At 39.1% G+C, this 11,022-nt stretch carries 11 protein-coding genes; 9 read left to right on the forward strand and 2 right to left on the reverse strand.

Features of this window, described 5'->3' with window-relative positions; genetic code table 11:
• Positions 1 to 7: 7 nt before the first annotated feature.
• Positions 8 to 1,021 (reverse strand): quinone-dependent dihydroorotate dehydrogenase, encoded by a 1,014-nt coding sequence (locus MED217_RS10405; protein WP_009780477.1) that lies wholly within the window; start codon positions 1,019 to 1,021, stop codon positions 8 to 10.
• Between the two features lie 170 nt (positions 1,022 to 1,191).
• Here MED217_RS10405 and pepT point away from each other — a divergent pair, with 170 nt between their 5' ends.
• From pepT to MED217_RS10420, 3 genes are all read left to right on the forward strand, one after another.
• The gene (gene pepT / locus MED217_RS10410) at positions 1,192 to 2,427 is read left to right on the forward strand and encodes a peptidase T (RefSeq protein WP_009780478.1); all 1,236 of its coding nucleotides are present in this window, start codon (positions 1,192 to 1,194) and stop codon (positions 2,425 to 2,427) included.
• A 69-nt stretch (positions 2,428 to 2,496) separates the two neighbouring features.
• A complete protein-coding gene (locus MED217_RS10415; protein WP_009780479.1) occupies positions 2,497 to 3,072 on the forward strand; it encodes a DUF3575 domain-containing protein in 576 nt (191 codons plus the stop codon).
• Positions 3,073 to 3,167: 95 nt separating this feature from the next.
• Positions 3,168 to 3,671 carry an FKBP-type peptidyl-prolyl cis-trans isomerase gene (locus MED217_RS10420; protein ID WP_009780480.1) on the forward strand — a complete coding sequence of 168 codons (504 nt, stop codon included), beginning with the start codon at positions 3,168 to 3,170 and terminating at the stop codon, positions 3,669 to 3,671.
• A gap of 89 nt (positions 3,672 to 3,760) precedes the next feature.
• On the opposite strand, the gene rocD is transcribed toward MED217_RS10420, so the two are convergent.
• Entirely contained in the window at positions 3,761 to 5,041 is a 1,281-nt protein-coding gene (rocD, locus tag MED217_RS10425) for an ornithine--oxo-acid transaminase (protein ID WP_009780481.1), read from the reverse strand.
• A 259-nt stretch (positions 5,042 to 5,300) separates the two neighbouring features.
• Here rocD and rlmD point away from each other — a divergent pair, with 259 nt between their 5' ends.
• From rlmD to MED217_RS10455, 6 genes are read left to right on the forward strand one after another with little or no spacing between them, the layout of a single operon-like run.
• Entirely contained in the window at positions 5,301 to 6,713 is a 1,413-nt protein-coding gene (rlmD, locus tag MED217_RS10430; protein WP_040532747.1) for a 23S rRNA (uracil(1939)-C(5))-methyltransferase RlmD, read from the forward strand.
• Positions 6,714 to 6,718: 5 nt separating this feature from the next.
• A complete protein-coding gene (locus MED217_RS10435) occupies positions 6,719 to 7,216 on the forward strand; it encodes a DUF6452 family protein (protein WP_009780483.1) in 498 nt (165 codons plus the stop codon).
• On the forward strand, positions 7,182 to 7,925 hold the full coding sequence (locus tag MED217_RS10440; RefSeq protein ID WP_009780484.1) for a DUF6048 family protein: 744 nt from the start codon (positions 7,182 to 7,184) through the stop codon (positions 7,923 to 7,925). Before MED217_RS10435 ends, MED217_RS10440 begins: the two co-directional genes overlap by 35 nt.
• A gap of 27 nt (positions 7,926 to 7,952) precedes the next feature.
• Complete coding sequence (locus MED217_RS10445; protein ID WP_009780485.1) at positions 7,953 to 8,876, forward strand: CPBP family intramembrane glutamic endopeptidase; 924 nt, start codon at positions 7,953 to 7,955, stop codon at positions 8,874 to 8,876.
• A gap of 28 nt (positions 8,877 to 8,904) precedes the next feature.
• Positions 8,905 to 9,711 carry a TrmH family RNA methyltransferase gene (locus MED217_RS10450; RefSeq protein WP_009780486.1) on the forward strand — a complete coding sequence of 269 codons (807 nt, stop codon included), beginning with the start codon at positions 8,905 to 8,907 and terminating at the stop codon, positions 9,709 to 9,711.
• A 10-nt stretch (positions 9,712 to 9,721) separates the two neighbouring features.
• Complete coding sequence (locus tag MED217_RS10455; protein WP_009780487.1) at positions 9,722 to 10,954, forward strand: M48 family metallopeptidase; 1,233 nt, start codon at positions 9,722 to 9,724, stop codon at positions 10,952 to 10,954.
• Positions 10,955 to 11,022: the final 68 nt, after the last annotated feature.

Below are 11,022 nucleotides of genomic sequence, written 5' to 3' on the forward strand. Positions count from 1 at the left end.
AAGCTTTTTATTTCTGCTTCAGAATTTCCTGATTAATACGCTTTATTAATTCCGGTCCTTCGTAAATAAATCCGGTATATAACTGAATTAGACTTGCTCCGGCCTCTAATTTTTCAAGCGCATCTGCTGCAGAATGAATTCCCCCTACTCCAATTATCGGGAATGCTTTATTGCTTTTAACCGATAAAAACCGAATAACCTCCGTAGACCTATCTTTTAAAGGTTTACCGCTTAAACCTCCGGTTTCCTCCTTATTTTCAGACTTCAATCCTTCACGACTTATAGTTGTATTGGTCGCGATAACACCGGCGATCTGCGTTGTTTTTACAATATCAATAATATCTAATAATTGCTCATCGGTAAGATCTGGAGCAATTTTTAAAAGAATAGGCTTCCCTCCTTTTAGCTTGTTGAGTTCCTGAAGACCGGCAAGCAGTTTAGTTAGTGGTTCTTTGTCCTGTAATGCGCGTAAATTGGGTGTGTTTGGCGAACTCACATTAACCACAAAATAATCTACATAATCATAAAGCGCCTCAAAACAAATCTTATAGTCGTTAAAAGCTTCCTCGTTAGGAGTGACTTTATTTTTACCAATGTTTCCGCCTATTAAAACATTCTTGTTTTTCTTCAGCCGGGTTACTGCTGCTTCCACTCCGCCGTTATTAAATCCCATACGGTTGATGATCGCCTGATCTTCCTTCAGTCTAAAAAGACGCTTTTTAGGATTTCCCGGCTGCGGTTTTGGAGTAAGCGTTCCAATTTCTACAAACCCAAAACCAAAATCTGAAAGTTCCTGATACAACTTGGCATCCTTATCAAAACCTGCGGCAAGTCCTACCGGATTTTTAAATTTCAGCCCAAAAACCTCACGCTCCAAAGCTTTATCTTCTACTTGAAAAGAAGATTTAGCAAGCCGTGTAAGCCCTAATTTGCTTAGTAATTTTATACTTCTGAAGCTAAAATGATGAACACCTTCCGGATCAAATTTAAAAAGTAAGGGGCGTACAATGCTTTTATACATAGAGGTCGGTTTTAAGGTCTGGCAAAAATAGCTTTAAGTACCTCAACTCAAAAGAAAAACTGCTGCTATTACACCGAATTAAATATTTTATAAAATTGATTCTCTGTATTTTATTTTTTGATCATAACAGTACCTTTACAACCTAAAACTATCAAGTTTAAAATTTGTCTATGATCCAAAAAGACCTCCTAATAAAGCGTTTTGTAAGCTATGTCACCATAGATACACAAAGTGATGAAAACAGCAGCACTACTCCAAGTACTCAAGAACAATGGGACCTTGCTCACAAATTACATCAGGAACTTCTTGATATGGGACTCTCTGAGGTAAGTATCGACGATAACGGTTATATTATGGCAACGCTACCAGCAACTGTAGACAAGCCATTGCCTACGATTGGTTTTATTGCACATTATGACACTACGCCAGATTTTAGCGGAACTAATGTAAATCCTCAAATCATTGAGAATTACAATGGTAAAGACATCGTTCTTAATGAGGAGGCAGACATTATTCTCTCTCCAGATGATTTTGACGAGCTTTTAGATTACAAAGGACAAACCCTGATCACTACTGACGGGACAACACTGCTTGGCGCCGATGATAAAGCCGGTATTACCGAAATTATGGAGGCAGCACTATACCTCAAAAGCCATCCGGAGATCGAACACGGTCCCATACGCATAGGATTTACTCCTGATGAAGAAATTGGCCGTGGCGCCCATAAATTTGATGTTGAAAAATTTGGAGCGGAATGGGCATATACGATGGACGGTAGCCAAATTGGCGAACTCGAATTTGAAAACTTTAATGCTGCAGGGGTCAAGGTTTTTGTTAAGGGAAAAAGTGTACATCCCGGTTATGCCAAAGGTAAAATGATCAACAGCATTCATATCGCACAAGATTTTATCAGTTCGCTTCCAAGATTAGAAACTCCAGAGCATACTTCAGGGCGTGAAGGATTTTTTCACTTAAACGGAATCCATGGTGATGTTGAAGAAACCGTTCTTGAATACATTTTGCGAGATCACGACAAAGAGCATTTTGAAGCGCGTAAAGAAGTACTGAATAATCTTGCGGCAGAAATCAATAGTCAATACGGCTTAGAGCTAATTTCAATAGAAATTAAAGATCAATACTTTAATATGCGCGAGAAAATCGAACCGGTAATGCATATTGTAGAATTGGCAGAAAAAGCAATGCGTGCGGTAGACGTTGAGCCTATTATTAAACCTATACGAGGAGGTACCGATGGTTCTCAGCTTTCATTTATGGGATTACCCTGCCCTAATATTTTTGCGGGGGGACATAATTTCCACGGAAGATTTGAATACGTGCCTGTAGAAAGTATGATCAAGGCTACTGAAGTTATTATCAAAATAGCTGAATTGGCTGCTAAAAAATAAAAATCAAAAACAGCGCAACCTTTTGATAATTAGAGCATCTTTGTGATGTAATCAATCACAAAACACGAAATGCTCAAAAAATTAAGCGTCGTTCTTCTGCTAACACTATCAACAAGCGTAGTCGCTCAGGAAGAAGAGAGTTTTTTAGATAAAAAGCACGAGATTAAATTAGATGCCATTGAGTTAATCGCTGTTGCTAATATTGAATTTACTTATGAGTATCTCATAAGTAAATATTCCGGTGCCGGTATCTCCATTACATTTGATGGAGGAAAAGAAAGCGATGACATCATAACGTGGGCTATCACGCCATTTTACAGGCAGTATTTCTTCAATCGTCAAGAAAAACGTGCTCAGGGTCTCTTCGCTGAAGGGCACCTCAATGTAGGTGGGTTTGAAGATTATTACTACGAGTTCACCTACAGCGTTGATTCTGAATATCAGCCTGAAACCCGGATAGAAAACAGCACGACCGCATTTGGTGCCGGCTTCGCTTTAGGATACAAATGGGCGAGCAATAACGGCTTTGTCATTGAGCCGCTTTTAGGAGTAGGTCGCAATCTTTTTGGTTCAGAAGTTAATGACGATTATATTGACTTAGACTTTTATTTTAGAGGAGGCATACAAGTAGGTTATAGATTTTAATAATATTCTCTCAACAAAAAAATTGCTATAACCGAAGCAACCATTTAAAGCTATTAGCGTCTAAAAGGTGTAAACAAAAAATCACATTTTACATTATGATGCTAAAAACGACAAACGCGTATTTTAAATTAATTTCAGCAATAATAGGCCTAACCGCCTTAATCTCTTGCGGAACAGACGATACCGATTATGAAACTCCTGTAACTGAAACTCCGGAGGAAGCTTTTGAACGTAATGAAGCAGAAATCCTTGCTTATATCGAAGCAAATGATCTTGAAGCTACACGTACAGAAAGCGGCTTGTATTATGTTATTACCGCTGAAGGAACCGGCGACACGCCTGCAGCAGATGCAGATGTTAGTGTGAACTACAAGGGTTATTTTTTAAATGAAAACGTATTTGACCAATCTACCAGAGCGGTGCAGTTTAACCTTGAGAATGTAATCGCTGGTTTTTCTGAAGGAATTCAGCTTATTCAAGAAGGTGGCTCAGCTACCTTATTAATGCCGGCAAGCTTGGCCTACGGCGTTTACGGGAGCGGACCAATTCCACCATATACCGCTATTGCTTTTGATGTTGAATTGTTAGAAATACAGTAAATAAGCTTAAGCATTTTTACCTTTAACAGATGCCAATAAAAAAGGAGCGCAATTTGCGCTCCTTTTTTATGAAAATATATTCAGACTTTTTACTTCTCAAATGCCTTTAAGGTTTTGATGATGATAGCAACACAATCTAGCAATTGCGCTTCATTCATAACCAATGGTGGTGCAAAACGAATGATATTCCCATGCGTTGGTTTTGCCAGCAATCCGTTTTCTTTCAAAGCCATACAAATGTCCCAAGCCGTACTGCTGTCTTCAGAATCATTGATCACAATGGCGTTTAACAATCCGCGACCGCGAACCAAATTCACTATTGAACTTCCTTCAATATATTCATTGAGTTTCTTACGAAATAATTCACCTAAAACTCTAGCATTTTGAGCCAACTTCTCATCTTTCACCACATCTAGCGCTGCCATTGCCACCGCCCCAGCTACAGGGTTTCCACCAAAAGTAGAACCGTGCTGACCTGGTTTAATAACATTCATTACAGGATCATCAGCCAATACTGCAGAAACAGGATAGGCTCCACCAGAAAGTGCCTTTCCTAAAATTAAAATATCTGGACGCGTGTAAGTTTCCTGCTGCTCACAATGCCCTTCGCAAGTACAGTTACCACAAACAGCAAGTAAGGCTCCGGTGCGCGCAATACCCGTTTGAATTTCGTCTGCAATAAACAATACATTATGTGCTTTACATATGGCTTGTGATTTCTTGATAAAATCATCACTTGGCGTGTAAACACCAGCTTCACCTTGTATAGGCTCCACTAAAAAACCTGCGATATTATCATTTTCTTTTAAAGCTTTTTCAAGCGCTTCGGTATCATCGTAGGGTATTTTTATAAATCCCGGAGTGTATGGTCCAAAGTTTTTACGTGCATCTTCATCGTTAGAAAAAGAAATGATGGTTGTTGTTCTTCCGTGGAAATTATTTTCGCAAACAATGATCTGCGCGTCTTGCTCTGGAACGCCTTTTTCTTCATACGCCCATTTACGAGCGATTTTTATAGCCGTCTCTACCGCTTCGGCACCGGTATTCATAGGTAACAACTTGTCAAACCCAAAATATTCGGTGGCATACTTCTCATAACGACCTAACACATCATTATGAAAAGCGCGAGAGGTAAGTGTAAGCACTTCGGCTTGTTTTGTCATTGCGCCTACAATGGCCGGGTGACAATGCCCTTGGTTAACTGCTGAATATGCTGATAAAAAATCATAATACTTTTTATCTTCTACATCCCACACGTAAACGCCTTCGCCACGTTTTAGCACCACAGGAAGCGGGTGATAATTGTGCGCGCCGTGCTTGTCCTCAAGAGCAATCGCCTCTTGTGAAGTAAGTTGATCTACAGTAGTCATTTTGTAAAAATTTTAAAGGTAATCTTTCAACGATTCCTGCTTTTGATGCACTCTTGAAAATTCATTTTTCATAGCATCGTATTAAGGAGAGAAATCATCCTTATTAAGAAATCGCAAATTACTAAAAATAAAGCAGAAAACTTAAGAATTAAGCTTCGGTGTAACCTGATAATCCATAAATATCCCGCCAAGCATTATTTCGCTAAAACATATTAAAAAGCGGTTCTGCATATCGTCTTATTTATACTATTTTTGCCGCGTGTCAAGAAGAAAGAAATCCAGAAAAATATTCTCAAATGTGTTGGTTACAGATGCCGGCGCAAAAGGGAAATCTATTGCCAAAGCGCCAGATGGGCGTGTAATTTTTATTAGCAATGCAGTACCCGGTGATGTGGTAGATATTCAAACAATGAAGCAGCGCAAAGCCTACTATGAAGGCAAAGCGATAAAAATTCATGAATATTCTCCTAAGCGCACCGAGCCGGTTTGTAAACATTTTGGGACCTGCGGCGGTTGTAAATGGCAAAATATGCATTACGACTATCAGCTGGAATATAAGCAGCGTGAAGTGGTCAACAACCTGCAGCGTTTGGGCAAAATTGACTTGCCAGACATCACCCCCATTAGCGGTAGTAAAGACATTTACTTCTACCGAAATAAAATGGAATTTTCCTTTAGTGACAGCAAATGGCTTACACTGAAGCAAATACAAAGCGATGAGATCATTGAAGATCGCAACGCGCTGGGCTTTCATATTCCGGGGATGTGGGACAAAATTCTAGACATTGACAAGTGTCATCTGCAACGCGACCCCAGCAATGCCATACGCAACGGCGTGAAAGAGTTTGCCACAAAAAACAACATTCCGTTTTTTAATGCGCGCAATCAAGAAGGACTCCTGCGTACGCTTATGATTCGTACGAGTAGTACCGGTGAACTGATGGTTTTAGTTCAATTTTTTGAAGATGCCGAAGCTCAACGCAAACTGGTTCTTGAGTATTTAAAGGAAACCTTTCCTGAAATTACTTCGCTACTTTATGTTATTAACGAGAAAGGTAATGACACTATTTATGATCAAGATATTATTTGCTACGCCGGAAGAGATCATATTTTTGAAGAGATGGAAGGACTTAAGTTTAAAATAAACGCCAAATCTTTTTATCAAACCAACTCTGAACAAGCGTACGAACTTTACAAAATTACCCGAGATTTTGCTGAATTGAAAGGCGATGAAACGGTTTTTGACCTTTACACAGGAACGGGTACTATTGCTCAGTTTGTTGCCAAAAAGGCTAAAAAGGTGATTGGTGTTGAAGCCGTGCCTGATGCGATTATTGCTGCAAAAGAAAATGCGCAATTAAACGAAATAGAAAACGTTGAGTTCTATGTGGGTGATATGAAAAATGTATTCAACGATGCATTCATTGCTCAGCACGGTCAGCCTGACGTCGTGATCACAGATCCACCTCGCGACGGGATGCACAAAGATGTGGTTGCTCAACTTATAAAAATTAAAGCAGATCGCATTGTTTATGTGAGCTGTAACAGTGCAACACAAGCCAGGGATCTTGCGTTGTTAGACCCATATTATAAAGTAGAACGCGTTCAACCGGTAGATATGTTCCCGCAGACACATCACGTAGAAAACGTAGTTTTATTAAAACTGAAATAAAGCTCATGCTTAAAAACGGGATTTTATTAGTTTTTATCATTGCGCTCATCGCGATTTCTTGCGAGCGCGATGATATCTGTGCAGCGAGCACACCTACCACACCGGTACTTACTATTGGTTTTCAAGATACCGACAATACCACTGAAGAAAAACCGCTTAACATTACCATTTACAAGCCTGATTTTTCTGATAGCTTACCGTACACCAGTAGCTCACAGGTAGAAATTCCGTTGCGAACAGATACTACGGCTACAGTTTTGGTTTTTGTAAAAAATCCGAATAACCTCGTCGCTGCCGAAGATCCTGATAATGCAGATACGGTAACCTTTAATTATACGCCGCAAGAAGAATTCATCAGCAGAGCTTGTGGCTATCGCGTGAGCTTTTCAAATCTCACTATTCAATACAATCCTGGTACCGATGGACGATGGATTGACGATATTATTATTAACACCAGAACCATAACTAATGAAGACACTACACAGGTTTTTATTCGTCATTAGTTTTACACTGGTGACTTGTTTTTCGCTTAACGCGCAAAACGAACAGGGAATCGCTCAGGAAAGCGCTACAGATTCAACAACTGTAGACACACTTGATACTGCCACAAAGACAAACAGCTACGGATTGCGCATAGGTTTAGAACTCAGTAAACCGCTGCGCTCCTTTCTTGATGACACCTATCAAGGTCTGGCGATTGTTGGTGATTTTAGAATTAAAGACCGGTATTATCTGGCAGCAGAATTGGGTATCGAAACCAAAGAATTTGATGAGCCTACTTATGACGCTCAGGTTGAAGGAAGTTATCTAAAAGCCGGAATCAATTACAATGCCTACAACAATTGGGAAGGAATGTCTAACCTCATTTACGTTGGATTTCACTTAGGTTTTTCCACATTTAATCAGGATCTGAATAATTATACCATTTATACCACCAATTCCTTTTACGAGCCTGATGTACGTACAGATCCGCGTAATTATTCTAACCTTAATTTAATCTGGGCAGAACTTCAGATGGGACTTCAGGTTGAATTATTTAATAACCTATATATGGGTCTCAACGTGCAATTGAAGCGTATTCTTTCACAAAAAGCGCCTGACGACTTTACAAATCTATATGCTCCGGGATATAACAAAGTAACTTTTGATAATGTGTATGGCGCCGGCTACGGATATACGATTTCGTATCTAATCCCTATTTTTAAGAAGTAAGGCAGAAATCTTTATAATTAAGCCGAAATGGGATTACGCTCACGAATTCACATCATTAATGATTTTATAAAAAAGCCAGATGATATCCCGCTTCAAATTTCTCTTTGGCAAAAACTGAAATTTTTAGTTTCCGGAATACTTTATGATTTTGGTATTGCTTTCCTTTTGATCATTTTTATAAGTTTTCTCGCACCTTTAACCGAAGAATATGAAAACATACTAAATCAGGAACTGTACAGTTTTTGGATGACGATTGTTTTTGTCACCATTTTGCCTCCCCTACTCGAAGAACTCATCTTTAGATTTCCCTTAAAATACAAGCGCAACTATCTGATGCGTTTGATCGCTTACCTCTTTAAAGTTGATTTAGAAACCTTCTGGAAAAAACACCTGCGTATTATCGTTTACCTATTTTCGGCAGCATTTGGCTTTGTACACATCTCAAATTACAGCAATGTCGATTTTTTTTTCTTTGTGTTGTCACCCATTCTGGTAGGCGCTCAACTTTTTGCCGGAATCATTTTTAGTTTTTTTAGACTAAAACTCGGTTATATTTGGGCAATTTTGGGACATTTTAGTCATAATTTCATCTTGATTATGATGGGGATTCTTTTCTATCACAATGTATTTATGACGCTTGTTGACGATGAGAAAGTAAAAATTGAAGCCGCCGGACTTACTTACTTGGTTGATGAAGCTCCTCGTTTGACTTTTGAAACCACTTCTGAAGGGAATCTCCTGTGCCTTGAAGCACAAAATTTCAGTTTACAAAAAGTGGTTAACGCACTCTATGAAGAGCAAGACAGCTTAATCATAAGAGATAATGAAAGACTTCACCTTAAACTGATTAGCAAACAAGATTCTGGATATTCTAAAACCAAATTTCTTGAAACACTTAAGGAACATTATGTTTTTAAAAAAGTGGTCGACAGTACTTCTAATAAAGAATAAGCTGCTACAGCTTTAGTATCTTTGTTTTATGATTAAAGAAATCAGCAGCACACAAAATCCAACCGTCAAGCAGCTTGTTGCGCTTCAGGAAAAATCAAGAATTCGTCGTAAAACAGGTGAGTTTTTAATCGAAGGCGTACGCGAAATCAATCTCGCTTTGGACGCCGGATTTCAACTGACGCAACTTCTCTTTTGTTCTGCTATCGCTGATGCGGAAGAACTTGCAGCGCTTCAATCAAAACTTTCTGCTGAAGTAACTCAGATCGAAGTTACCGAAGAAGTCTATAAAAAAATCGCTTACCGCTCAGGCACCGAAGGAATTATCGCTTCCGCGAAAGCGAAAAAAAACACATTATCAGCTCTTGATCTTCCTAAAAACCCGCTAATTATGGTTGCTGAAGCACCAGAAAAACCGGGGAATATAGGAGCCTTATTACGCACTGCTGATGCCGCAGGTGTTGACGCTTTTATCTTGGCAAATCCCAGAACTGATCTTTACAACCCAAACATTATACGTTCTAGCGTAGGCGGACTTTTTACGGTTCCTGTTGCCACGGGAAGCACACAAGAGGTAATTGATTTCCTGAAGCAAAAAAACATCGCGATTTACACTGCTATTTTGCAAGAAGCGATCTCTTATGAAAAACAAGATTTCACCACCGCTTCTGCCTTGGTTGTGGGCACCGAAGCAGACGGCCTCTCTGAAGCTTGGCGTGCTGCCGCTAAGCAAAATATCATCATCCCAATGCAAGGCCGGTTAGACTCGATGAATGTTTCGGTAGCTGCAGCGATTCTTATTTTTGAAGCACGCAGGCAACGCGGCTTTACTCTTTAAAATCCCTATTATGACACCCACTCTTGTTTTTTATATCATCATTGCTTTTATCGTGATCAGTTTTGCTGTTGACCAATTTCTTGATTGGCTAAATGCAAAACATTTTGATGATCCTATCCCTAAAGAATTGGCAGATGTTTACGATGCAGAAACCTACCGGAAGTCGCAAGAATATAAAAAAGTAAATGCCAAATTCAGTACGCTTACTTCAAGTTTTATGCTCGTGGTAACATTACTGTTTTTCTTTCTCCATGGGTTTGCTTTTATAGATCAAATCGCCAGAAGCATAAGTGATAATGAGATTATCGTTGGTCTTATTTTCTTCGGAATCATTATGCTCGGGTCTGATATTTTAACCACGCCTTTTAGTTATTACAAGACATTTGTAATCGAAGAGCGTTTCGATTTTAATAAATCTACACCCAAACTTTTTATAGCAGATAAACTGAAGGGTTGGTTGATGACCATCATCGTTGGCGGTGGATTACTGGCACTTATAATTTGGTTTTATCAAATTAGCGGAAGTTTATTTTGGGTATACGCCTGGATCGTCTTTGCGGTTTTTGCTCTGGTAATGAATATGTTTTATGCCAAACTTATTGTTCCGCTTTTCAATAAACAAACTCCGTTAGAAGACGGTTCCTTACGTGATAAAATTGAAAAATACGCCGCTACGGTTGGTTTTAAACTGAATAATATTTTTGTGATCGATGGCTCCAAACGAAGCACTAAAGCCAACGCCTATTTTTCAGGCTTTGGCTCAGAAAAGCGCATTACCCTTTACGACACTTTGATCAATGATTTGGACGAAGAAGAGATCGTCGCTGTTCTTGCGCATGAAGTAGGACATTACAAAAAAAATCACATCATCATCAATCTGATTTCCTCCATCATCCTCACCGGTTTTACGCTTTGGCTTTTAGGCATGTTCATCAGCAACGCTGTTTTTTCTGAAGCTTTAGGTGTTGATGAACCCAGTTTTCATATAGGCCTTATCGCTTTTGGTATTTTATATAGCCCCATTAGTGGAATCACCGGATTTTTAATGAGCGTGCTTTCCAGAAAATTTGAGTATCAAGCCGATAATTTTGCCAAAAACACCTACGCGGGAGACCCTTTGATCACTTCGCTTAAAAAATTGTCCCGCAACAATCTGAGTAATTTAACTCCGCATCCATTGTATGTAAAATTGCATTATTCTCATCCTACGCTTTTGCAGCGTTACCGCAATTTAAAAGCGTAAAAAACACGCTTTTTATTTATTCAGATAAACCTCAAACACTGTCAAAATCCATTTGCTTTTTTAGGATA

It is taken from the genome of Leeuwenhoekiella blandensis MED217 (genome assembly GCF_000152985.1).
In the GTDB taxonomy this organism is placed as follows: Bacteria; Bacteroidota; Bacteroidia; order Flavobacteriales; family Flavobacteriaceae; genus Leeuwenhoekiella; species Leeuwenhoekiella blandensis.

Bases quoted from the DNA above. Each gene is read 5' to 3' on its own strand.
- MED217_RS10405 (WP_009780477.1), bottom strand. From the start codon at position 1,021: ATGTATAAAAGCATTGTACGCCCCTTACTTTTTAAATTTGATCCGGAA.
- pepT (WP_009780478.1), top strand. From the start codon at position 1,192: ATGATCCAAAAAGACCTCCTAATAAAGCGTTTTGTAAGCTATGTCACC.
- MED217_RS10415 (WP_009780479.1), top strand. From the start codon at position 2,497: ATGCTCAAAAAATTAAGCGTCGTTCTTCTGCTAACACTATCAACAAGC.
- MED217_RS10420 (WP_009780480.1), top strand. From the start codon at position 3,168: ATGATGCTAAAAACGACAAACGCGTATTTTAAATTAATTTCAGCAATA.
- rocD (WP_009780481.1), bottom strand. From the start codon at position 5,041: ATGACTACTGTAGATCAACTTACTTCACAAGAGGCGATTGCTCTTGAG.
- MED217_RS10435 (WP_009780483.1), top strand. From the start codon at position 6,719: ATGCTTAAAAACGGGATTTTATTAGTTTTTATCATTGCGCTCATCGCG.
- MED217_RS10440 (WP_009780484.1), top strand. From the start codon at position 7,182: ATGAAGACACTACACAGGTTTTTATTCGTCATTAGTTTTACACTGGTG.
- MED217_RS10445 (WP_009780485.1), top strand. From the start codon at position 7,953: ATGGGATTACGCTCACGAATTCACATCATTAATGATTTTATAAAAAAG.
- MED217_RS10450 (WP_009780486.1), top strand. From the start codon at position 8,905: ATGATTAAAGAAATCAGCAGCACACAAAATCCAACCGTCAAGCAGCTT.
- MED217_RS10455 (WP_009780487.1), top strand. From the start codon at position 9,722: ATGACACCCACTCTTGTTTTTTATATCATCATTGCTTTTATCGTGATC.